This is a genomic window from Hyphomonas sp. (assembly GCF_036964145.1).
Lineage (GTDB): Bacteria > Pseudomonadota > Alphaproteobacteria > Caulobacterales > Hyphomonadaceae > Hyphomonas.
Window position 1 is genome coordinate 458204 of the sequence record NZ_JBALUC010000003.1, and the last position, 21335, is coordinate 479538.

At 59.6% G+C, this 21335-nt stretch carries 24 protein-coding genes and 1 tRNA gene; 14 read left to right on the top strand and 11 right to left on the bottom strand.

Annotated features, from left to right (window positions below; all coding sequences use genetic code 11):
* Positions 1-105: 105 nt before the first annotated feature.
* From rplI to rpsF, 3 genes are read right to left on the bottom strand one after another with little or no spacing between them, the layout of a single operon-like run.
* Positions 106-693 carry a 50S ribosomal protein L9 gene (gene rplI / locus V7660_RS12020; RefSeq protein ID WP_335603289.1) on the bottom strand — a complete coding sequence of 196 codons (588 nt, stop codon included), beginning with the start codon at positions 691-693 and terminating at the stop codon, positions 106-108.
* 12 nt (positions 694-705) lie between these two features.
* Complete coding sequence (gene rpsR / locus V7660_RS12025) at positions 706-963, bottom strand: 30S ribosomal protein S18 (RefSeq protein WP_034815380.1); 258 nt, start codon at positions 961-963, stop codon at positions 706-708.
* Between the two features lie 15 nt (positions 964-978).
* Complete coding sequence (gene rpsF / locus V7660_RS17285) at positions 979-1317, bottom strand: 30S ribosomal protein S6 (RefSeq protein ID WP_034815377.1); 339 nt, start codon at positions 1315-1317, stop codon at positions 979-981.
* Positions 1318-1525: 208 nt separating this feature from the next.
* Between rpsF and fabD the strand changes: the two genes are divergently transcribed.
* The 7 genes from fabD (at position 1526) to gmk (ending at position 7487) form a co-directional block, all read left to right on the top strand.
* A complete protein-coding gene (gene fabD, locus V7660_RS12035) occupies positions 1526-2476 on the top strand; it encodes an ACP S-malonyltransferase (RefSeq protein WP_335603291.1) in 951 nt (316 codons plus the stop codon).
* A gap of 5 nt (positions 2477-2481) precedes the next feature.
* On the top strand, positions 2482-3219 hold the full coding sequence (gene fabG, locus V7660_RS12040; protein ID WP_335603292.1) for a 3-oxoacyl-[acyl-carrier-protein] reductase: 738 nt from the start codon (positions 2482-2484) through the stop codon (positions 3217-3219).
* A 114-nt stretch (positions 3220-3333) separates the two neighbouring features.
* Positions 3334-3567 carry an acyl carrier protein gene (locus V7660_RS12045; protein WP_027839729.1) on the top strand — a complete coding sequence of 78 codons (234 nt, stop codon included), beginning with the start codon at positions 3334-3336 and terminating at the stop codon, positions 3565-3567.
* A gap of 15 nt (positions 3568-3582) precedes the next feature.
* Positions 3583-4869 (top strand): beta-ketoacyl-ACP synthase II, encoded by a 1287-nt coding sequence (gene fabF, locus V7660_RS12050; RefSeq protein WP_335603293.1) that lies wholly within the window; start codon positions 3583-3585, stop codon positions 4867-4869.
* A 62-nt stretch (positions 4870-4931) separates the two neighbouring features.
* Positions 4932-5960: an endolytic transglycosylase MltG gene (gene mltG, locus V7660_RS12055; RefSeq protein WP_335603294.1), complete on the top strand. Its 1029-nt coding sequence runs from the start codon at positions 4932-4934 to the stop codon at positions 5958-5960.
* Entirely contained in the window at positions 5957-6844 is an 888-nt protein-coding gene (locus V7660_RS12060; RefSeq protein WP_335603295.1) for a YicC/YloC family endoribonuclease, read from the top strand. The genes mltG and V7660_RS12060 overlap by 4 nt, the downstream gene beginning before the upstream one ends.
* The gene (gmk, locus tag V7660_RS12065; protein WP_335603296.1) at positions 6834-7487 is read left to right on the top strand and encodes a guanylate kinase; all 654 of its coding nucleotides are present in this window, start codon (positions 6834-6836) and stop codon (positions 7485-7487) included. The genes V7660_RS12060 and gmk overlap by 11 nt, the downstream gene beginning before the upstream one ends.
* A 171-nt stretch (positions 7488-7658) precedes the next feature.
* On the opposite strand, the gene V7660_RS12070 is transcribed toward gmk, so the two are convergent.
* Positions 7659-8879: an NADP-dependent isocitrate dehydrogenase gene (locus tag V7660_RS12070; protein ID WP_335603297.1), complete on the bottom strand. Its 1221-nt coding sequence runs from the start codon at positions 8877-8879 to the stop codon at positions 7659-7661.
* A 76-nt stretch (positions 8880-8955) separates the two neighbouring features.
* Between V7660_RS12070 and V7660_RS12075 the strand changes: the two genes are divergently transcribed.
* A complete protein-coding gene (locus V7660_RS12075) occupies positions 8956-9717 on the top strand; it encodes an RNA methyltransferase (protein ID WP_335603298.1) in 762 nt (253 codons plus the stop codon).
* On the top strand, positions 9710-10933 hold the full coding sequence (locus V7660_RS12080; RefSeq protein ID WP_335603299.1) for a TIGR03862 family flavoprotein: 1224 nt from the start codon (positions 9710-9712) through the stop codon (positions 10931-10933). Before V7660_RS12075 ends, V7660_RS12080 begins: the two co-directional genes overlap by 8 nt.
* A gap of 3 nt (positions 10934-10936) precedes the next feature.
* Here the strand turns inward: V7660_RS12080 and V7660_RS12085 are convergent, their stop codons facing one another.
* Complete coding sequence (locus tag V7660_RS12085; RefSeq protein ID WP_335603300.1) at positions 10937-11701, bottom strand: crotonase/enoyl-CoA hydratase family protein; 765 nt, start codon at positions 11699-11701, stop codon at positions 10937-10939.
* Between the two features lie 113 nt (positions 11702-11814).
* On the opposite strand from V7660_RS12085, the gene V7660_RS12090 reads away from it, so the two are divergent.
* Together V7660_RS12090 and V7660_RS12095 are read left to right on the top strand one after the other, a co-directional pair.
* Positions 11815-13008 (top strand): acyl-CoA dehydrogenase family protein, encoded by a 1194-nt coding sequence (locus V7660_RS12090; RefSeq protein WP_335603301.1) that lies wholly within the window; start codon positions 11815-11817, stop codon positions 13006-13008.
* Between the two features lie 4 nt (positions 13009-13012).
* Entirely contained in the window at positions 13013-14053 is a 1041-nt protein-coding gene (locus V7660_RS12095; RefSeq protein ID WP_335603302.1) for an acyl-CoA dehydrogenase family protein, read from the top strand.
* 7 nt (positions 14054-14060) lie between these two features.
* Here V7660_RS12095 and V7660_RS12100 read toward each other — a convergent pair whose 3' ends face one another.
* Entirely contained in the window at positions 14061-15005 is a 945-nt protein-coding gene (locus tag V7660_RS12100) for a LysR family transcriptional regulator (RefSeq protein WP_335603303.1), read from the bottom strand.
* Positions 15006-15069: 64 nt separating this feature from the next.
* Between V7660_RS12100 and V7660_RS12105 the strand changes: the two genes are divergently transcribed.
* Positions 15070-15648: a hypothetical protein gene (locus tag V7660_RS12105; RefSeq protein ID WP_335603304.1), complete on the top strand. Its 579-nt coding sequence runs from the start codon at positions 15070-15072 to the stop codon at positions 15646-15648.
* Complete coding sequence (locus V7660_RS12110; RefSeq protein WP_335603305.1) at positions 15645-16277, top strand: GNAT family N-acetyltransferase; 633 nt, start codon at positions 15645-15647, stop codon at positions 16275-16277. Before V7660_RS12105 ends, V7660_RS12110 begins: the two co-directional genes overlap by 4 nt.
* Positions 16278-16303: 26 nt before the next feature.
* Here V7660_RS12110 and V7660_RS12115 read toward each other — a convergent pair whose 3' ends face one another.
* From V7660_RS12115 to pgi, 5 genes are all read right to left on the bottom strand, one after another.
* Positions 16304-17698: a dicarboxylate/amino acid:cation symporter gene (locus V7660_RS12115; protein WP_335603306.1), complete on the bottom strand. Its 1395-nt coding sequence runs from the start codon at positions 17696-17698 to the stop codon at positions 16304-16306.
* A 177-nt stretch (positions 17699-17875) separates the two neighbouring features.
* Positions 17876-17950 (bottom strand) — tRNA-Phe (locus V7660_RS12120).
* A 57-nt stretch (positions 17951-18007) separates the two neighbouring features.
* Positions 18008-18217, bottom strand: a complete 210-nt coding sequence (locus tag V7660_RS12125) for a DNA gyrase inhibitor YacG (protein WP_335603307.1) — start codon at positions 18215-18217, stop codon at positions 18008-18010.
* Entirely contained in the window at positions 18214-19122 is a 909-nt protein-coding gene (locus tag V7660_RS12130; RefSeq protein ID WP_335603308.1) for a ribonuclease E/G, read from the bottom strand. The genes V7660_RS12125 and V7660_RS12130 overlap by 4 nt, the downstream gene beginning before the upstream one ends.
* 115 nt (positions 19123-19237) lie before the next feature.
* Entirely contained in the window at positions 19238-20794 is a 1557-nt protein-coding gene (gene pgi / locus V7660_RS12135; RefSeq protein WP_335603309.1) for a glucose-6-phosphate isomerase, read from the bottom strand.
* A 208-nt stretch (positions 20795-21002) separates the two neighbouring features.
* Here pgi and V7660_RS12140 point away from each other — a divergent pair.
* Positions 21003-21335 (top strand): GTP-binding protein (locus V7660_RS12140; protein WP_335603310.1); only part of this gene is annotated, 333 nt, incomplete at its 3' end.

The window sequence follows — 21335 nt, forward strand, 5'->3', positions numbered from 1 at the left end:
AATTCATCGTCTTGATGCCGAACGAACTGCGCAATTCACCGTTGCTCCACAAAAAAGGGCCGCAGCTGTGGATAGCTGCGGCCCTCAATCTGGATGTGCGAAAGACTATTCTTCGTCTTCGCCGCCGGCTTCGGCGCGCTCAGCAGCGGCTTCGGCGAGTTCACCGGCCTGTTCCTGAGCGAGTTCCTGGTTCGAAGCCTGGAGCGAAGCAACAATGTCTTCGCCTTTGGCCTGACGCTCTGCCTCTTCCGTGGAGCGGGCGATGTTCGCCTGAACCGTGATGGTGACTTCTGCGTGCAGGCGGATCGCCACGTCGTACAGGCCGATGGCCTTGATCGGACGATTGAGGCGGACGCCGGACCGAGGCACCGGGTGACCAGCGGCTTCAGCAGCATCAGCCACATCGCGTGCGGTAACCGAACCATAGAGCTGTCCGGTGTCGCCAGCCTGACGGATCAGGGTGAAGACGGTGCCGTCCAGCGTACCGGCTTCAGCTTCGGCGTTCGCGCGAGCTTCAGCATTGCGGGCTTCGATGGCTTCGCGCTCGGACTCGAAGCGAGCCCGGTTGCGATCATTGGCAAGCAGGGCTTTGCCCTGAGGGATCAGGAAGTTGCGGGCGAACCCGTTCTTCACGTTCACTTCTTCGCCGATTTTGCCGAGGCGTTCGATGCGTTCAAGAAGGATGACTTGCATGTTCGTGTCTCCTTACTTCACTTCGAACGGAAGCAGGGCCAGCATGCGGGCGCGTTTGATCGCCTGAGCAAGCTTGCGCTGGTTCTTGAGGTTTACGGCCGTGATGCGGCTGGGCACGATTTTCCCTTTTTCAGAGATATAGCGCTGCAGCAGTTTCACGTCCTTGTAATCGATTTCCTGCGCGTTCTGACCGGTGAACGGGTCGACCTTGCGGCGACGTCCGAACGGACGGCGGGCAGGAATATTCGTGATGTTCAGTTTCTGAGCCATTTCGAGTGTCCTTCCCTAGTCGCGACGACGGTCTTTGCGAGAGAGAACCGGCGACGGCTCATCACTCAAGGCTTCAACGCGGATCGTCATGTAGCGCATGACGTCGTCGGAAATGCGAAGGCGGCGTTCGAGTTCCTGAACCGCATCGGCTGGGCCGTCGATGTTCAGAAGGGAATAATGCCCCTTGCGCTGTTTTTTGATCGGATAGGCCAGGTTGCGAAGACCCCAGTATTCGGTCTTGCCAACGGATGCGCCTTTTTCCTTGAGAAATCCGCTCAGTTCTTCGACAAACGTCTCGACTTGAGCAGGCGAAATGTCAGGTCGTGTGATCACGACATGCTCATATAGTGCCATGTTTTCAGTCCCATAGTAGAGCCATGCGGCGCCAGACAGCGGGAAACTGCCGGGCGATGGCCCCTCTTCGTCTGGCTCATTCCAAACTACCAAGGGCCGCATGCCTGCGAGTGAAGGCGGGTGTAAAGCGCATTTTGGCCTGTTTTTCAAGCGCTTGCTTACATTCGCGGTCACCTTTAACCACGGGCGCAATTTGGAGAAACCAGACATGAAAAAATTCGCGCTGATCTTTCCTGGGCAAGGGAGCCAGGAAATCGGAATGGGCAAGGCGCTGGCGGAGGCTTTTCAGTCGGCCCGCGATGTCTTTGCCGAGACTGATGAAGCCCTTGGGCAGGATCTGTCCGGCCTCATGTGGGCCGGCGATATTGCAGAGCTGACTCTGACGGCAAATACGCAGCCCGCCCTCATGGCGCACAGCTTGGCTGCAGCCCGTGCTCTGGAGGCTGAATTCGGCTTGTCAGCCAAGGACGCGGCCTATGTCGCGGGCCATTCCCTGGGTGAATATTCCGCGCTGGCTGCCGTAGGTGCGCTAGGCGTGGCAGATACGGCGCGCCTCCTGCGCATTCGCGGGAATGCCATGCAGGCGGCCGTGCAGCCGGGAGAGGGGGCAATGGCGGCCCTGTTGGGCGCCGATATCGATCAGGCTGAAGCTGCCTGTGCAGCTGGACGCGAAACCCGCGGGGCCTGCGATATCGCAAACGACAATGCGCCGGGCCAACTCGTCATATCGGGCCGCAAGGACGCGGTTGAGGCCGCCTGCGCGCATGCGAAGGACAGTGGCGTCAAGAAAGCCATGCTCCTCAACGTTTCCGCGCCGTTCCACTGCTCCCTCATGCAGCCGGCCGCAGATGCGATGGCAGAGGCGCTCGCTGATGTGTCGATTGCGCAGCCGGTTACTGAACTGGTCGCAAACGTGTCGGCAAGCGCCGTCACCGACCCGGAGACCATCCGGAAGAACCTTGTCGCACAGGTTACCGGCCGTGTGCGCTGGACAGAGAGTGTGCAATTCATGGTCGCTCAGGGAGTTGAAGCGACGGGCGAAGCAGGCAATGGCAAGGTGCTGACGGTGATGCAACGCCGAATCGACAAGTCGCTCAACGGTTTTACGCTCGGGACTCCCGAGGATCTCGAAGCCTTTGCAGAAGCAATGAAGGGATAGACACGATGTTTGATCTTACTGGCCGTACGGCCCTCGTGACGGGCGCCTCCGGCGGAATTGGCCGCGCCATCGCACAAGCCCTGTCCGAAGCAGGCGCCAAGGTCGCCCTGTCGGGCACGCGTGAGAACGTTTTGGAAGAAGTTGCCGGCACGCTGAAGGGCGAGAGCGCCATCGTGCCCTGCAACCTGTCTGACGCGGAATCGGTCGATGGCCTTGTGGGCCGGGCTGAGGAAGCCATCGGGCCGCTCGATATCCTCGTGGCCAATGCCGGTATTACGCGCGACAAGCTGCTGATGCAGATGAAGGATGATGACTGGAACGATGTTCTGTCGGTCAATCTGGGTAGCTATTTCCGCCTCACGAAAAGCTGTGTGCGAGGCATGATGAAGCGTCGCCACGGCCGGATTATCGGAATTACATCCATTGTCGGCGTGACCGGAAATCCCGGTCAGGCGAATTATTGCGCCTCCAAGGCCGGCATGATCGGATTTACCAAATCATTGGCCCAGGAAGTGGCCAGCCGCGGGATTACGGCCAACACGATTGCGCCGGGATTCATCGAATCACCCATGACGGATGTGTTGCCGGAAAAGCAGAAAGAGGCACTTTTGGGCCAGATTCCGGCCGGTCGACTCGGCCAGGGTGCAGACATTGCCGCCGCAGCCGTTTATCTTGCGTCCGACCAAGCCGCTTATGTCACAGGACAGACGCTCCATGTGAATGGCGGTATGGCAATGATCTGATTTCACTACAGCAAGCCCCACTCATAGGACTTGGCGCTCGTCCCCAGTGTATGCTAGGCGCAACACAATGGTTCGAATCTGGGCCAGTCCTCAGGCATTTTCAGAGAGGTACTCATGTCTGACGTTCTAGAACGCGTTAAAAAAATTGTTGTCGATAATCTCGACGTGGATGGTGACAAAGTCGTCGAGAGCGCAAGCTTCATCGATGATCTCGGCGCCGACTCGCTGGACCTGGTTGAACTGGTCATGGCCTTCGAGGAAGAATTCAACATTGAGATCCCGGATGACGTGCAGGAATCTATCCGCACGGTTGGTGATGCGGTAACGCACATCAAAGCTCACATCTAAGATTTCGGGATTTCTATGTCAGACCGCCGCGTTGTTATTACCGGAATCGGGATTGTCTCGCCACTGGCCGCTGGCCGTGAGGCAACCTGGGAGCGCCTGATTGAAGGCAAGTCTGGAGCCGGACGTATTGATACGTTCGATCCCGAGGACATGCCGTGCAAGATTGCGTTTCAGGTTCCGTGGGTAACAGGCCGCGGTGGCGGCGAAGGTGATCCCCATGCGTTTGATCCGGCTAAATTCGTATCTCCGAAAGAGATGCGCCGGATCGATGAATTCATTCTTTATGCGATCGCTGCGGCTGATGAGGCTGTTGAGGATTCTGGTTGGCAGCCCGAGGACGATGAAGGTCAGGAGCGCACTGGCGTTCTGATCGGGTCCGGTATTGGTGGCCTTGAATCCATCTACAAGACGGCGATCACGCTTCATGAGAGCGGGCCGCGCAAGGTGAGCCCGTTCTTCATCCCTGCTGCCTTGATCAATCTGGCCTCTGGCCAGGTATCGATCCGGCACAAATTCAAAGGGCCCAACCATTCGGTGGTGACGGCCTGTGCTACCGGCGCTCACGCGATCGGCGACTCTGCCCGCCTCATCAAATATGGCGATGCGGATGTCATGGTTGCAGGCGGCGCCGAGGCTGTCATTGGCCGCATCGGTATCGCAGGGTTCTGCGCTGCCAAGGCCATGTCCACGAATTTCAATGACACGCCTGAAAAGGCTTCCCGTCCCTATGACAAGGACCGGGATGGCTTCGTCATGGGTGAAGGCGCCGCCATCGTCGTGCTCGAAGAGTACGAACATGCAAAGGCGCGCGGTGCGAAGATCTACGCGGAAGTCGCAGGCTACGGCCTGACGGGTGACGCCTATCACATCACGGCCCCTGCTGAAGGCGCCGAGGGTGGATACCGTGCCATGAAGATGGCGCTCAAACATTCCGGTATGGACCTGTCAGAGATTGACTACGTCAACGCCCACGGCACCTCGACCCCGAAGGGGGATGAAGGTGAAGCCGGCGCCGTTGAGCGAGCCTTCGGTGAGCATGCCAAGAACATGTCCATGTCGTCGACCAAGTCGGCTGTAGGACACTTACTCGGCGCTGCCGGAGCCATCGAGAGTGCGTTCTGCGCACTCGCGATCCGCGACCAGGTGATGCCGCCGACCTTGAACCTCGACAATCCGAGCTTCGAGACCGTACTGGACCTGATCCCACACAAGGCCAAGAAGGGCCGGGTGCGTGCGGCCATGTCAAACAGCTTCGGCTTTGGCGGCACGAACGCATCGCTGGTTCTCAAGGAAGTTCAGTAAGCCTGTTTCTCCGGGCTGGGGTTGGCATGTAGGCTAGCACAGTCAGGATTCGCGAGGCGTTCATGAAATTCATCAAAGGCCTGCTTTCAGTGCTGGTGCTCCTGCTGTTTGTGGGTGGCGCAGCACTTGGCGGCGGCTGGCTCTGGTTCCAGAACGAAGTCTCGAAACCGGGCCCCTCCACAGAGCAGCACGTCTTCACGGTTGAGCCGGGCGAAACGCTGACCCGCGTAGCCTTGCGGCTGGAGCAGAACGGTATCGTGCAGGACGACCGCCTGGTACGTCTGAAGGCGCGGCTCGACGGTACTGAACTTGCCATCAAGACCGGCGAATTCATTCTCGAGCCGCGCGCGAGTGTGACGGACGTGATGGATGTCCTCATTGAGGGTAAATCGGTCCTCCACAAGATAACGCTGCCGGAAGGCCGGACCACGTCACAATTACTGGAAATCATTGAAGCCGACCCGATCCTTACCGGCGAGATGCCGGAGACGGAAATCGGTGAAGGCATGCTGCTTCCGGACACATACCTCTTTCAGCGCGGCACCACCCGCGCAGAACTGGTCGAGCGAATGCGTAAGGCCCAGGCTGATGTGTTGGCAGATCTATGGCCCAAGCGCGCTGAAGGTCTGCCCATTTCAACCCCGGAAGAGGCTGTGATCCTTGCCTCCGTTGTCGAGAAGGAAACCGGCATTGCCGGAGAACGTCCGCAGATTGCCGGCCTGTTCGCTACGCGCCTCAAGCGCGGCATGCGCCTGGAGAGCGACCCGACGATCATCTACGGGATCTCCAAGGGTGAGCCCCTGTATAACCGCCGGGGAGAGCGCCGTACGCTATATCGCTCCGAGATCGACCGGAAGACGGACTGGAATACGTATCAGATTGATGGTCTGCCAAAGACGCCAATCTGCAATCCGGGCCGGGAGGCGATTGCAGCCGTCCTGAACCCTGACGAGACGGGGCACATCTTTTTCGTGGCAGACGGCAAGGGCGGCCATCTGTTCGCGAAGACGCTGGCCGAGCACAACCGGAATGTCGCGGCTTACCGCCAATATGAACGAGAAGAAATACAGAGGGAGCGGGCAGGGGAATGAACAACCTATCCGGCATGACCGGCTTTGCCCGTGTCACGGGGGAAGCAGAGTGGGGCGCCTGGGCTTGGGAAGCCAAGAGCGTGAACGGTCGGGGGCTGGATGTACGAGTGAATACCCCTCCCGGGTTCGATGCGCTGGAACGTGTCGTCAAAGCTGCGGCTTCAAAAAGGTTCAATCGTGGATCCCTTCAGGTCTCGCTCAGGATCGAGCTGAGCGATCAGGCAGGGGGCGCCACGATCGATCACGCCTTGCTGGATACATTGCTGGCGGCGGCAGAGAAGGCGCATGGCGTCGGCATTTCCAGCGAAGCCATCGCCACCCTGATGACTGTAAAGGGTGTTGTGGAAACCGGATCGGCAAACATCCGGGACGTTGCGGCGAATCCGGACGTCATGGCTGAACTTGAATCGGCTGCGGGTGCGGCGCTTGCGGAGCTGGACCAGGCCCGCCAAGCCGAGGGCCGCGCGCTGCAAACGATGCTCTCCGGTCTCGTCGACGAACTGGTGTCAGCGACGGATGCCGCTATTTCACTCGCGGGGGACCAGCCTGCACTGCTCAAGGCGCGGCTGTCGAAGCAATTGGAAGAACTGGGGGCAGACCAGCAGGTGGACCCCGAACGGCTGGCGGCTGAGCTCGCACTGACTGCTGCAAAGGCCGATGTCCGCGAGGAGCTGGACCGTTTGCTCGCACACTTCGACTCTGCGCGGAAATTGCTTTCAGGCGACTCACCGGTGGGCCGGAAGCTCGATTTCCTCGCCCAGGAACTCAATCGCGAGGCCAATACGCTCTGCTCCAAATCCGTCAGTCTGGATTTGACGAATGCAGGTCTCAGCCTCAAAGGAACAATAGACCAGTTCAAGGAGCAGTCAGCCAATGTCGAATAGCGGACATCCAAAGGACCACGGCCATCGCCGGGGACTCATGCTGGTCCTGTCGAGCCCGTCCGGCGCTGGCAAGACGACGCTTGCCAAGAAGTTGATCGAGGAATTCGATGATGTGAACTTGTCAGTCTCGGCGACCACGCGTCCGCCAAGGCCTGGGGAGAAAGACGGAAAAGACTATCATTTCAGGTCCGTTGATGAGTTTCATCACATGATTGAGCGGCGCGAATTCCTCGAATGGGCGCACGTCTTTGACAAGTATTACGGCACGCCAAAGGCCGACACGGTGGCCAAGCTTGAAAGCGGGGAAGACGTCCTCTTCGACGTGGATTGGCAAGGCGCGGATGCGCTGCACGACCAGATGCCTAATGATGTGGTCTCGGTGTTCATCCTGCCCCCCAGCATCAGCGCGCTCGAACAGCGCCTGGCGGCACGGCCGGGATCCACGCCGGAGATCGTGGCGCGCCGCATGGAAGATGCCAAGCGCGAGATCATGCATTGGCGACGCTATGACTATGTGATCGTTAATGACGATCTCGAAATTGCCTATCAGCGCCTCCGCCGCATTCTGTTGACGGAACGACTCAAACGCCTCCGCCAGCTCGATCTGGAGGACCATGTGCGCATATTGTTGGGAGAGGCATGATGGACCCGGAAGAAAAGCTTGGAAACATCAAGGCGCGGCCCATCTGGCTGATTGCGCTGATCCCTTTGCTGGGGATCGTGCTGGGGGCATGGTTTGTCGCCAAATTCATTGCCTGAACAAGAAAGCCCCGCAACCGAGTTGCGGGGCTTTGTTCTGTAAGTCCTGAGCCTATCAGGATTTCGACATGGCTTCCTGGAAGTTCTTGTCGACGGCTTCGATGAAGCCTTCGGTCGTGAGCCATTCCTGATCCGGACCGACGAGCAGGGCGAGGTCCTTTGTCATCTGGCCGCTCTCGACGGTCTTGATGATGGTCTCTTCCAGTTTTTGGGCGAAGGCGCGCACGTCAGGCGTGTCATCCATTCGGCCGCGATGGTCGAGACCACGGGTCCAGGCGAAGATCGACGCAATGGAGTTCGTCGAGGTCGCTTCGCCCTTCTGGTGGTTGCGGTAATGACGCGTGACCGTGCCGTGGGCAGCTTCGGCTTCAACCGTGTTGCCATCCGGCGTCATCAGAACGGAAGTCATGAGACCCAGCGAGCCGTAGCCCTGGGCGACCGTGTCGGACTGAACGTCGCCGTCATAGTTCTTACAGGCCCAGACATAGCCACCGGACCATTTCATGGCCGCTGCGACCATGTCGTCGATCAGGCGGTGCTCGTAAGTGCCGCCGAACTCAGCGAACTTGTCTGCGAATTCAGCGTCGAACACTTCCTGGAAAATGTCCTTGAAGCGGCCATCATAGGCTTTCAGGATCGTGTTCTTGGTCGACAGGTAGACCGGCCATTTGCGCTGCAGGCCATAGTTCAGGCTGGCGCGGGCGAAGTCACGGATGGACTCGTCGAGGTTGTACATGCCCATGGCGATGCCGGAGGACGGGAAGTCGAAGACTTCGAATTCCTTGGAATCGGACCCGTCGGACGCTTCCCATTTCATGGTCAGCTTGCCCTTGCCTGGAACGAGGAAGTCCGTGGCCTTGTACTGGTCGCCAAAGGCGTGACGGCCGACCACAACCGGCTTCGTCCAGCCTGGCACCAGACGTGGGACATTGGAGATCACGATTGGCTCGCGGAAGACAACGCCGCCGAGAATGTTGCGGATCGTGCCATTTGGCGAACGCCACATCTTCTTCAGGCCAAACTCTTCAACGCGGGCTTCGTCCGGCGTGATCGTGGCGCATTTGACAGCAACACCGTATTGTTTGGTTGCATTGGCTGCGTCGATGGTGATCTGGTCGTCCGTCTCATCACGCTTCTGGACCGACAGGTCGTAATATTTGAGGTCGATGTCGAGATAAGGATGGATCAGCCGGTCCTTGATCATCTGCCAGATGATGCGGGTCATTTCGTCCCCGTCCATCTCGACGATCGGATTTTTGACCTTGATTTTCGCCATGTTTGTATTCCCTGCGGTTGCACTATTCTCGCAGGGCTATAGCAGAGCCAACAGCCGCGTCAAAACAGGGAAAACCATGTCAGATCAGCGCAACCCCGCAATTATCCTTCACAGCCCCCAATTGGGTGAGAATATCGGCGCTGCGGCGCGGGTGATGCGCAATTTCGGACTGACGGACCTTCGTCTGGTTGCGCCGCGGGATGGCTGGCCGAATCCTGCCGCAGATGCAATGTCTGCGGGAGCGTTCGAGTCGGGCGTGGTGGTGCGCGTCTTCGAGACTTTGCCAGAGGCGCTGGAGGGCATCACCTGGCTTGTAGCTGCCACAGCCCGCCTTCGCGGCATTGAAAAGCGTGTAGGGGACGCGAGCGAAGCGGCTGATCTGGCATATGAGCGGCTGAAGACGGGCCAGTCCGCCATCATGTTCGGCGCCGAGAAATCCGGCCTGCCGAATGATGCCGTGGCTGTGTCAGACTTCCTGATGACCTATCCGGTGGATGCGGAGTTCAAGAGCCTGAACCTTGCCCAAGCCGTCTGCGTGTTCTGCGCCGAGTGGGGCAAGCGCCGCGAGCAGTCGGATCTGGTAATCTCACAGGACAAGGCGAAATTGGGCGAGCCTGCCCCGCGCGATGAGCTCTTCCGCATGTTCGAGCATTTTGAGGAGGAGTTGGAACGCGCAGGCTATTTCTTCCCGCCGGAAAAGACACCGCTGATGAAAGACAATCTGCGCGCTGCCCTGATCCGGGCTGACTGGACGCGGCAAGAAGTGCAGACCTTCCGGGGCGCCATCAAGGCCTTGGCCCTCGGCCGGGGCAAGGCGCGCGTCAATCGTGATGACTGAGCACTCGCCGAGGGTTGCCATCATCGGCGCGGGGCCGGCTGGCCTGATGGCAGCGGAAATCCTGTCAGACGCCGGGTATTCGGTTTCTCTCTATGAAGCGATGCCTAGCCCCGCGCGGAAATTCCTGATGGCCGGCAAGAGCGGCCTGAACATTACCAATATGCGTGAGGGGGAAGATTTTATCTCGCGCTATCCAGATGTGGTGCCCTTGCTGAAAAGTGCCCTTGGCGAATTTGGCCCAGCATCCATCGCGGCATGGATGCTGGGCCTTGATATTGAGGCGACAATTGGGCCGACGGGGCGCGTGTTCCCGGTGCAAATGAAAGCATCGCCGCTCCTGAGGGCGTGGCTCGCACGGCTGCGGTCCCAAGGTGTCCAGTTGTACACGCGGCATCGCTGGACGGGGTGGAGCGACAATGCCGACCTCATCTTTGACACGCCTGAGGGCCCCATCTCTGTGCAATCAGACGCTCAGATATTCGCTCTGGGCGGGGGAAGCTGGAAGCGGCTTGGCTCGGATGGGAGTTGGTCATCTGTGTTCGCCGAGAGGGGTATACAAACAGAGCCTTTCCGGCCGTCCAATTGCGGCTTCACCGTAGATTGGTCAGATCACATGAAGACGGAATTTGTCGGCACGCCGGTGAAGAATGTGGCCGTGCGTTTTAGGGACCAGACCAGCCGGGAAGAATTCGTCGTGACCAACCGGGGCATGGAAAGCGGCGCGATCTTCACCCTGTCCCTTGCTATTCGCGACCGGCTGGAGACCGACGGTCAGGTAACGTTGGAGATTGATCTCGCGCCCGACCTCACGGAGGAAACGCTTGCCAGCCGCCTGAAACAAGACCGGGGAAAGCAGTCACTTTCAAATCATCTCCGCAAAGTGGCAAACCTGAAAGGTGTGAAGCGCGCCTTGTTGTTTGAGTTTGGTGGGTTGGATGTTTCCAATGAGCCGGAACGTCTTGCCCGACTGATCAAATGTCTGCCGATCCCGCTCGAAAAGCCTTTCCCGCCGGACGAAGCGATCTCCACGGCGGGCGGCGTGTCTTTCGATGCGCTGGACGATCATTGCATGGTGAAGCAACAGCCCGGCATGTTCTGCGCCGGCGAGATGCTGGACTGGGACGCACCCACAGGCGGTTATCTGCTGACGGCCTGCATGGCCACCGGACGCGCGGCCGGGTTGGGCGCGGTCCGGTGGCTCAGATCACAGGTATAGTCGTTAGCGGCCCTTCCAGACAGGGGCGCGCTTTTCGATGAAGGCTTTCGGGCCTTCCTTGAAGTCTTCAGTGCCAACAATGCCTGCAAACGCCTTGCCGCTGTCTTTCCAGAGCTCGTCGTCGGTCTTGCTGGTGGCATCCATCGCCACCGCCCGGCTGGCGGCCACTGCGAGCGGGGCATTGGCGGTGATCCTGGCAGCAAGCGCTTCGGCTTCACCCATAACCTCTGCTTCAGCCACCACCTTATTGACCATGCCAAGTTCATAGGCGCGCTGGGACGGGAGCGGATCGCCTGTCAGGATAGCTTCCAGTGCCACGGCACGGCCGACAGCGCGGGGAAGGCGGAACAAGCCACCAGCCCCTGCGACGAGAGAGCGTTTCACTTCAGGCAGACCGAAATTGGTATTGTCGGCGCAGATGATCATGTCGCATGAGAGCGCGATCTCGGTGCCGCCCGCAAGCGCCGAGCCGGTGATGGCAGCGATCAGGGGCTTGGTCCGTTCGCGACGTGCAATGCCGGCAAATCCGCCCTTCTTGGTGGAGAGGCCGGCGCCATTGCCGGCCGAGATTTCCTTCAAATCCGCGCCAGCGCAGAACGCTTTGCCAACAGCGGTCAGAATGCCAACCCAGATTTCAGGATCGGATTCCATCTGGTCGATGGCGGCTTCCATTGTGCTGGCCATTTCAGCATTGATAGCGTTACGCGCGTCCGGCCGATTCATGGTGATGATCGCGACATTGCCTTGTTTCTTGTATTCGACGGGCATGAGTGTCCTCCTTTGACTGGAGCCATCGCTAGCAGGCCTTACGCAAGGTTCTGCAAGGCAGAGTTCGATTTAGATATTGCCAGACCTTGGGGAAGCCATTCGAGACTTGTCTCATGGACCTGACACTTAGCCCCGAATACGCCGCGTTCCGCGACCAGATTGCGGACACGTTGAAAGCCAATGCCCACCTTGCGCCCGGCCCTGAGGACAAGGGGCTGAAGCATCCAAAACGCCTTGCCTGGCAGGAGTTCCTGATCCGGGAAGGCCTGACGGCGCGCACCATTCCGACCGAATATGGCGGTTATGGCGCCGAGCCCGATATTCTGAAATCCCGAATTATCGCGGAAGAGTTCGCGCGGTCCGGCCTGCCAAGGCCACTGGCCGGGCAAGGCATCTCAATGCTGGTGCCGACCCTGCTGGAGATCGGTACACCGGAACAGAAAGAGGCGTATATTGAGCGGACGCTGAAAGGCGAGCTGATCTGGTGCCAAGGCTATTCAGAGCCGGGCGCGGGGTCTGATCTTGCCGCATTACGCACTCGGGCGGTCGAGGACGGCGACGATTTTGTCATCAACGGTCAGAAGATCTGGACCTCCACAGCGCGCCAGGCTGACATGATGTTCTGCCTGGTCCGTACCGATCCCGAGGCGAAAAAACACCACGGCATCACCTATATCCTGTTCCCGATGGACAGCCCCGGCATCGAGGTTCGGCCTCTGGTCGACATGACCGGCGCGGCAAACTTCAACGAAGTGTTTTTCACAGACGTACGTGTCCCGAAGAGCGGCGTGGTGTTCGAGGTCAACAAGGGCTGGCAGGTTGCCAATGCCACGCTGACCCATGAACGCGGCATGCTGGGGGACCCGAACGCGACAAAGGCGCGCTTCGTCGAGCTGGTTGAGTTGATGAAGACAGAAACTGTCAACGGCCAGCGCCTGATCGATAATCCCGTGCTGCGAGACCGGCTCATGGCACTGCAAGGGGAAGTCTATGCGATGCAGGCGAATGGCCTGCGAATTACCACCAACCGGCTGAAAGGCGAGTCACCTGGCCTGTCAGGCCTGGTTGTGAAGCTGCAAGGCTGCGAGATGAACCATCAGATTGCGGGGCTCGCCATTGATGCCCTGGGGGAACTGGGCATCCTTTACGAGGAGGGAGAGCATCTGAGATCGGGCGGCAGCTGGCAGTGGCGCTATATGTATGATCTCGGATTGATTATTGGCGGCGGGACGGCGCAGATCCAGAAGAACATCATTGCGGAACGCGGGCTCGGCATGCCGCGCGAACCCCGGCCGGCGAGGAGCTAGACACATGGAATTCGGACTCTCAGAAGACCAGATCATGTTGCAGGAAACCGTCCGTCGGTTTGTGGCAGAGGAAGTGCCGCTCGACCTGATTCGGAAAGTAGCTGACGGCGACGAGGCGGCAACCGTCAAGCTTGAGACCGACCTCGGCGTACTCGGACTGGACGGGTTGCTGGTCACCGAAGCGGATGGCGGCTCGGGCTTGGGTGTGCTGGACGCCATACTGGTGCAGGAGTGTTTCGGCTACGGCATCGTGCCCGCTTGGTTTCTCTCCAATTCGGTGGCCGCATACGCCCTGCGGGATACCGGCTCAGCCCTTGTTAACGGTATTGCCACCGGCGAGACCCGTTTCGGGATCGCCCTCAATGATTTCACGTCGAGGCGTGATGGTTCCGGCCTCCTGATTCATGACGATACCGTGGCCGGAAGCACGCTAATGGCCATGGATGTGCGCGGGGCAACACATATGCTTTGCCTTGCCAATGATGCGATCCATACTGGCGAGTCCGGAGCCGCAGAGCCCGTCAAGACCATTGACCGTACACGGGTGTTTTCAAAGCTTGGCCTGGCAAGTATCGACAAGGGTATTCAGGTCAGGGATGTGGACCGGGTCTTCGCGGTCGCTTGCGTCCTGATGGCAGCCGACACACTCGGCGCGGCGCAATGCATGCTGGACAAGGCGGTCGCCTATGCCGCCGAAAGACAACAATTCGGCCGGGTGATCGGATCCTTTCAGGCTGTCAAACATCTCTGCGCAGAAATGGCGGCGAAGCTTGAGCCCGCGCGGGCGCTGCTCTGGCATGCCGCTCATGCGATTGATGTCGAGGATGAAGAGGCGCTGGCCATGGCATTCCTGGCGAAAGCGCACATCTCGGAGGTGGGAACCTTCATTGCGAGAACCTCGACCGAAGTACACGGGGGCATGGGGTTCACGGACCTTGTGGGCTTGCACTATTGGTACAAGCGGATTGGCGTGAACCGGCAGGTCATGGGGTCGCCCATGGCACTGAGAGAACTCGCAGCACGGCAGCAAGGGCTGGTGGCCTAGGGCGGCCTTAGCGCGTCACGTCGACTTGGCGGAACCAGTCGCTTTCTTCCGGCGCAAATATGCCGTGCAGCCAGTCAAGCAAGCGGCCCCCATTCTTCAATTTGCGTGCGCGCGGGGTATGGTACAGCCAGATATCCAGCGCCGGCATGCGGGGTGCCGGGCAGGCGACCAGTTGCGCAAATCTGTCCGTCAAATGTGTCGGTAGCAAGGCCGGAGCCACGCGGCACTGACAGAACGAGACCATGGCTTCCATGGCATTCATCCGGCGCATCATGCTGAGTTCGGGAAGAGCGTTTCCGGATCGATTAAGGTGTTCCGTATAAGGTGCATGTATCAGGGCTCCGGCTTGCGCGAGGTCGGCTAGGGAACTTGGCAGGGGATAGGTCGCCTGCCAGTCGCTGGACACGAATCCGGCATAATGTGACCGGCCGATGCGGCGGGCCACCAGATCGGACTCAGTCGGCCGCGACATTTGCAAGGCGATATCCCCGGCCAGTCGGTGAAAATCGGACGGCGTGTCGGTGATTGTGAGATCAATCACCAGATCAGGATTGCTGAGCTGGAATTCTGAGAGCCGGGGCGCAATCCAATAAAGGGCGAGCGCTTCGCTGCAGATGAGTTGGAGGTAGTTCCCCTCGTCATTTGCGGCGCCCCCGACTTCGTCCTGAGCAGCCTGGATCGTATCGGCCATCAAGTCAGCATGACGCAGAAGGGTGCGGCCCGCTTCGGTGAGGTCAACGCCTGTGTGATGCCGGTGGAAGAGTTCTGTGTGCAGGGCACTTTCGAGATCGGTCACCCGGCGGCTGATCGTGGGAAGTGACCCTCCCAACACACTTGCCGCCGCGCTCATGCTGCCCGTCCGCGCGACGGCGCGAAAGACCCTCAGCCGATCCCAGTCGAACCTGTCAAAAGGCGCGTGATCGTCTTCCGCGTGTGAAAGCCCCCGTTTCATTTCTTGCCGAAGTCACCCGCTCAGAACTGTGTCATGAAAATTAACCATGTAATGGAGAAATCTCATGAATGCAACGCAGACTAGAAAAATGGTCTTGGCCAATGTGGACCCTGTAGCGCTTGTTGCACGTGCGAAAGATTTCGGGTTCCGGCTTGCGACTCGCGAGGAGCTGGAGGCGGCGGTTTCCATGGCGGAAACCCTGATTCATGGGAAACTTGCGTCTGTCGATTCGATTTCAAGGATGAACGCGCAAACCGGCATGACGGCCTGGGTAACGGGCGATCCTGTGGATGGGATCTTCCTCACCCTCCCGCTGACGGAGGCTGGCGAGAATGCCGTGCGAGACGGGTCATATGACCCCGCAGCGCCCCGTCGCGAACATCTTGCTGCACAGGGGGAGGGCGTGTCGGCATTCTATGTCGGCGTCTATGCGGGCAAGACGCGTGAGGCCCGGAAGAAAATCATGACCGCGTCGGCGGTGCTGCGGGTGGAAATGTTCGGCGTATTCCCCGCCTATGCGCGCGGGGCTACCGAGGATGGTCGGCGTTCCATGCTGAGTCTGGGGTTTCAGAAATTTGAGGGGGGGCTTTCAGATTTGTATGTCCAACCTCCCTTCCAGCAAATTATGGATCACGCTTCGTGAGTCGCCCTCGGAACAAGGTCGGGGAATCGGTGCTTCTCCGGCCGGTGCCACCGGAAGCTCATCAGACCTACTCAGCGGATGTGGTTCGCACTCTGGATGGTTATCACCAGGTCAGCGCGATCCGGTCAGCTGTTTTCCTCACGGAACAGAATTGTCCATATGAGGAGGAATTTGACGGCAATGATCTCTGCGCCACTCATCTCATCCTGAGGACAAATGGCCGTCCGGTCGGGACTTTGCGCATCCGCTGGTTTGCCGAGTTTGCGAAGCTGGAGCGGATCGCCCTGTTGACGAGCGAACGGGGCCGTCCCGGATTGCGGGTATTGCTCGCTGCCGGTTTCGAAATCGTCTCCCGGAAGGGCTATGCGCGGATGGTCGGTCAGATACAGGCACGGCTTTGGCCGGTCTGGTCGCGGACGTTCAAATGCCGCCTGATCGAGGGCCGCGCGCCTTTCTGGTTCTCTGGCTATGAATACCGTGAAATCGAGATTCCCATTCCGCAGCATCCGCAAAAACTGGCCTTCGATGAAGACCCTTATCGGATCATTCGTCCAGAAGGGGCTTGGGATGAGCCCGGAATATTGGAGTCCTCTGTTCTGCCGCCGACCAAGGGCAGCAAGGCAGCCTGAAGGACGCTCCCTGCGGATAGTCGCGCTTATACTTGCGTCGATGCCAGCGGGGGAGGTCGATCCGAAACTGAATCTGCTTTGGCTTCATGGGATGGCGGAAGCGCACCTGCCTTTGGGGAAAGGATACGGCACAGGACGAGATCGCCGGTAACATTCACCAGGGTTCGTGCCATGTCGAGAATACGGTCGACGCCAATGACCAGCGCCAGCCCTGTGAGAGGGGCGCCGAAGCTGGCAGCGGTGGCCGACAGGATGGCGATACTGGCGCCGGGGGCTGCGGGCGCGCCAATGGATGCGCCGGTCAGCGTCACCATGACAAGGGCGAGGTCACTATATGACAGGGGCGCGCCGGCAATATCCGCCAGAAACACGATTGCGACAGACTGGTAGAGTGCTGTGCCGGCCATGTTGACGGTGGAGGCCAGCGGCACAATCGCGCCAGCGAGGGCAGGCGGTGTCATTAGTTTTTCGACCGCAGTTTTCATGGTGAGCGGCATGACCGCTGCAGAGCTGGACGTCGAAAACGCCAGGAGCTGCACAGGTCCCACGGCACTTAGAAAGGCTCGTGGGCCCATCCTGCCCAGCACGGCCGCAATCAGGATGTAGAGCACCAGAAGAATGGCCAGACCGCTCAGCACGATGCCGCAATAGATCGCAAGGTCAGCAAGCGTCCGGATACCGCTGGCCGACATTGTCTCGGCCATCAGGCCGAACACGGCCAGGGGTGCGAACCGCATGGCTGTCCGGATGACCGTCATGCTGATCTCAAGCACCGCTTCAGCCAGGGCCACGAGTGGCCGGGTCAGTTCGCGCTTGTCGGTCGTGATTGCTGCCATGCCGACGAACAAGGAAAATACGACAATGGCGAGCATATCCTGTTCAAGCAGGGATGCGGTAACGTTCTGCGGGATCAAATTCGTGATGAGGTCCGGCAGGCTGTGGGTAATTTCCTCCAGCGTAGAAGGGGCCGGTTCGGCAAGTTCCAGATGTTCGGGTTTGAGGCTCGGCGGCAGGGGGAGGCTTTCGTCAAGCGAGCGGCCCGGTCGGATCATGCGCGCGAGCGATACACCAATGACCGTCGCCGCAATTGTCGTCAGGAGTACGAAGCTGATGAGTTTCCGGGCGACGGTTTTCAGCGCTTCGCCACCGCCTGTCCCAGCTATGCCAAGGACAATGGAGCTGGAAGCCAACGGAATGATCACCATGCGGATCAAGGCCAGAAACAGCTTTCCAGGCAGGGCCAGCCAGTCTCCGATGAGGTCTGCCTGGGAGCGCGGGATGAGCGCCAGGTCTGGACCGAGGACCAAGCCGAGCGAGATGCCTGCGACCAGGGCGATGATGACCTGAAGCCAGAGCCGTCCTTTGACCAGGACATCGAGGCGCCGGTTCAGTCGTCGATAGGTAAACCTCGGTGCTGCCATCCGATCCTCTCTAGAATATATGTCAGGGACTCATATCGAGACAGCGCCTTATGGGAGGCAGCACTCTATATTGTTGATACAGGTCAAGGGGGCCTGTTTCCCCCTGAACTCAGGGTCTTTCGCGGTGGCGCGCGGAATGTAGGAAACACAATATGCTGGGAGGGTATCTTGAAAAGATGGTGCCCGGGGGCGGAATCGAACCACCGACACGCGGATTTTCAATCCGCTGCTCTACCCCTGAGCTACCCGGGCGGGCCACTGGGGAAGCGCGGTATCTAACGAAGGCTTGTAATCTTGTCCATGCTGTTTTCAGTCATCTTCTGACATCTCTTGGCCGGGCACGTCGTCGGCAAGGTCGGCGGGTGCGCCCGGAATGGCGTATCCCTCCGACAGCCACTTGTTCAGATCGACATCTGCGCAACGTTTCGAACAGAAAGGCCGGTACTGCGCAGAGACGGGATTCTTCCGGCACTGGGCGCATTTCGGTTGGGTGGATTTCGGGGAAACAGGTTTGCTCATGGGGCCTGATATACGATTGGCGCGGGCTTAGTCGAGGCCAGGTATGAGACGCGATGACCATATTTTTCAGAGAGCATCGCCATCAAGGACGCGCCCCGGCTTTCGAGCCATGTCATGGCCCGTTCAGGCAGCTCCAGGGTGAGCTTTTCCATCGGACTCTTCGTGGCCGTGCGTTCGAGTAGTCTCAATCCGGCAAGGCAGAGCGATTCGTCGGAGAACTCCCCGCATTCATCTAGTACGCGCTCGTCGAGTGGGGTTTCGCGCCAGGGCAGGGACATTTCCATGAGCCCCAACTGGGAGGGCGCAAGGACCGTAGCCGTCGGAAATCCGGTTCTTTCAAGGTGGGATTTCATGGCGTTTTGTAATTTTTGGCGCGACCCGGCATTCAGGGGCGCGACGCAGTCCAGGATGATGAGGCCGCCTAACTTCCTAAGCCCGATCTGGCGCGAGAGCGCGTTACAGGCGTCGAGGTTCAGCTGGAGCGCTTTACTTGCCGCGCTGCCTTTGCCGCGGCGCCCGGCGGAGTCGATGTCGACGGCAACCAGCGCATGGGTCCGGTCTATGCGCAATCGTCCCCCATTCGGAATGACCACGGCAGGGGACAACGCGTCTTCAAAAGCCGATTCGACCTGTTCGTCCCCGATTTTGACCTCTTCGACGGGGATGTTGTCCCAGGGCTCAATTCCGAGAGATCCTGCGTCAGCGTTTTTCATCGAGACACGTGGCAGCTTGTCCTGCCGGGCTTCAGACAAGACGGTGACTTCAATCAGCTGGCCTTCGGTCAGGCCGTGTCCGGCAGGCAGGCGCAGGAATGCTTCTGCCTGTTCAGACGTCTCAACGAATGCGCCGCCCTGGTCAGGTTTGAGAGAGCGGATGCGTGCGCTGACCCGGTGGCCTAGTTTCAAACGACCAGCTTCATCCGACCAGCGCTCAAGCCGGAGGGCAATCGGCGACCCGTCATCGCCTATCAGGACCTCACGGGTCTCTCCGACACAGACTTCTCGCAGGACGCGGATCGGCCTATTCCCCCATGATCATCGAGATGAGGGCGGAAGTGACAGGGTCGTCCGCCTTGGCGCTACCCTCGACGGCAGGCTTCAGGCGAGACGCCATCGTCTTGCCGCGCTCGACCCCCCATTGGTCAAACGGGTTCAGATGCCAGAGCTGGCCGGCGAAATAGGTCCTGTGCTCGTATAGGGCGACCAGCGCGCCAAAAGCCTTCGGGCCGAATTTGGCGTGCGACAGGAAAGTTGATGCGCGTCCACCGGCATGGACTTTCTGACGTGCGACTTCGTCGGACAGGTCGGGCTCTTCCCGCTTCACGTCTTCGAAGCTCCGCCCATTGGCGAGGACTTCCGCCTGTGCGAGTGCGTGGGCGGTAAGCGCTTTGATGCCTTCTGGCTCACGGTCTCTATCTGGAGCGAGGATGAACTCGCAAGGCACGTCCTGCGAGCCTTGATGGAGCCATTGGTGATAGGAATGCTGGCCGACAGAGCCTTCGCCGCCCCAAAGGGCCGGGGCCGTGGCGCCGGACACCGGCGCGCCGGTCGGGCCTACGGTCTTGCCATTCGATTCCATTTCAAGCTGTTGCAGATAGGTTGGAAGCATTCTCAACCGGTTCGCATAGGCGAGCAGAACCCGCATTTTTTCATTACGTACCGTTGCATTCCAATAGTCGATCAGGGCCAGACGCATGGCCGCATTCTCTTCCAGGGCCGTTGAGCGGACGTGGGCGTCCATCTCTGCCGCACCCTGCAGGATTTCTTCGAAGACGTCTGCGCCGAGATAGATCATGCAGGCGAGCGATGCGGCTGACCAGAGCGAGAAGCGCCCGCCTACCGATAGCGGCATATCGAAGACATGCGCTTCGCGGCCGTCCAGCCAGGCTTTGGCGCGATCCGCATTTGCGGTCACGAGCGCCAGATGCTGCTGAGATTCGTCCCCCACTGTTTCTTCCAGCCATTTCCGGGCGCGGGCGAGATTGTAGAGAGTTTCTTCCGTCCCGAAGGATTTTGAAACGCCGATGACGAGAGTGCGTTTCGGGTCGAGGCCGTGCATGGCGCGGTCGAGATCGAACGGGTCAACATTTGCGCAGAAGCGCAGGTCGATCTTTCCTGTGGCCTGGTCCTCGAACGCGTCCGCGATCAGGCGCGGGCCGAAATCCGATCCGCCGATGCCGATGTGAAGGACCGCGTTAAATGGATCGCCGGTCGAACTCGTAACCGCGCCGGACACGACGTCGCGTGCAAACGCCAGCGCTGGTTGTATGCTTTGCCGAACAGTCTCAGCTTCGCCGGACAATTCTGCCTGTGCCCGCAATGCCCAATGCAGGGCCGGGCGGTTCTCAGACGGGTTCACAATGTCGCCAGTGAAAAGGTGATCGGCTGCCGACTGAAGGCCCGAATCGCGTCCGAACTGGAGCAGGGCGGCCTCTGCACCGTCGTCGAGATACTGTCGGGACAGGTCGATAGACCAACCCGCAGCGCGCAATGGCGCCGTCGCGGCGCGTGTCTCTGCGAGCGCCTTGAGGGAGGATTGGTTCACGCGTTCGGCATGCGGCGTAAGGTCAGCGGTCATGTCATTGTCCTTGCGTAAGTTCTGGCCGCTTCCGCTTATCCGGGCTTTCCAACCGGAGCAAGGCGGGAAACCTGACCGCAGTGAACTGGCATTTGCGTGCTTGAAACCGGCGCCACACATGGTTATGAGGCGCGTTTAATGGGCTGCTAGGCCTGATGTTTATCCGTCCGGCGGGCCGGACACCTAATTTGAACCAAGGAGAGGCCCGATGGGCAAGGCAAAGTTTGAACGTAACAAGCCGCACGTTAACATCGGCACGATTGGCCACGTTGACCACGGCAAGACGACGCTGACGGCAGCGATTTCGATGGTGCTGGCGGAAGCTTCGGGTGGCGAGTCCAAGTCCTATGCGGACATTGACTCTGCGCCGGAAGAGAAAGCCCGTGGCATCACGATCAACACGGCGCACGTGGAATATGAGACGGAAAACCGTCACTACGCCCACGTCGACTGCCCGGGTCACGCTGACTACGTCAAGAACATGATCACCGGTGCAGCGCAGATGGACGGCGCAATCCTGGTTGTGAACGCAGCTGACGGC

Bases quoted from the DNA above. Each gene is read 5' to 3' on its own strand.
- V7660_RS12085 (WP_335603300.1), bottom strand. From the start codon at position 11,701: ATGCCCGTCGAATACAAGAAACAAGGCAATGTCGCGATCATCACCATG.
- V7660_RS12095 (WP_335603302.1), top strand. From the start codon at position 13,013: ATGGAATTCGGACTCTCAGAAGACCAGATCATGTTGCAGGAAACCGTC.
- rpsF (WP_034815377.1), bottom strand. From the start codon at position 1,317: ATGGCACTATATGAGCATGTCGTGATCACACGACCTGACATTTCGCCT.
- rplI (WP_335603289.1), bottom strand. From the start codon at position 693: ATGCAAGTCATCCTTCTTGAACGCATCGAACGCCTCGGCAAAATCGGC.
- pgi (WP_335603309.1), bottom strand. From the start codon at position 20,794: ATGACCGCTGACCTTACGCCGCATGCCGAACGCGTGAACCAATCCTCC.
- V7660_RS12090 (WP_335603301.1), top strand. From the start codon at position 11,815: ATGGACCTGACACTTAGCCCCGAATACGCCGCGTTCCGCGACCAGATT.
- V7660_RS12045 (WP_027839729.1), top strand. From the start codon at position 3,334: ATGTCTGACGTTCTAGAACGCGTTAAAAAAATTGTTGTCGATAATCTC.
- rpsR (WP_034815380.1), bottom strand. From the start codon at position 963: ATGGCTCAGAAACTGAACATCACGAATATTCCTGCCCGCCGTCCGTTC.
- V7660_RS12115 (WP_335603306.1), bottom strand. From the start codon at position 17,698: ATGGCAGCACCGAGGTTTACCTATCGACGACTGAACCGGCGCCTCGAT.
- V7660_RS12060 (WP_335603295.1), top strand. From the start codon at position 5,957: ATGAACAACCTATCCGGCATGACCGGCTTTGCCCGTGTCACGGGGGAA.
- V7660_RS12075 (WP_335603298.1), top strand. From the start codon at position 8,956: ATGTCAGATCAGCGCAACCCCGCAATTATCCTTCACAGCCCCCAATTG.
- fabD (WP_335603291.1), top strand. From the start codon at position 1,526: ATGAAAAAATTCGCGCTGATCTTTCCTGGGCAAGGGAGCCAGGAAATC.
- fabF (WP_335603293.1), top strand. From the start codon at position 3,583: ATGTCAGACCGCCGCGTTGTTATTACCGGAATCGGGATTGTCTCGCCA.
- V7660_RS12070 (WP_335603297.1), bottom strand. From the start codon at position 8,879: ATGGCGAAAATCAAGGTCAAAAATCCGATCGTCGAGATGGACGGGGAC.
- gmk (WP_335603296.1), top strand. From the start codon at position 6,834: ATGTCGAATAGCGGACATCCAAAGGACCACGGCCATCGCCGGGGACTC.
- mltG (WP_335603294.1), top strand. From the start codon at position 4,932: ATGAAATTCATCAAAGGCCTGCTTTCAGTGCTGGTGCTCCTGCTGTTT.
- fabG (WP_335603292.1), top strand. From the start codon at position 2,482: ATGTTTGATCTTACTGGCCGTACGGCCCTCGTGACGGGCGCCTCCGGC.
- V7660_RS12105 (WP_335603304.1), top strand. From the start codon at position 15,070: ATGAATGCAACGCAGACTAGAAAAATGGTCTTGGCCAATGTGGACCCT.
- V7660_RS12100 (WP_335603303.1), bottom strand. From the start codon at position 15,005: ATGAAACGGGGGCTTTCACACGCGGAAGACGATCACGCGCCTTTTGAC.
- V7660_RS12080 (WP_335603299.1), top strand. From the start codon at position 9,710: ATGACTGAGCACTCGCCGAGGGTTGCCATCATCGGCGCGGGGCCGGCT.
- V7660_RS12125 (WP_335603307.1), bottom strand. From the start codon at position 18,217: ATGAGCAAACCTGTTTCCCCGAAATCCACCCAACCGAAATGCGCCCAG.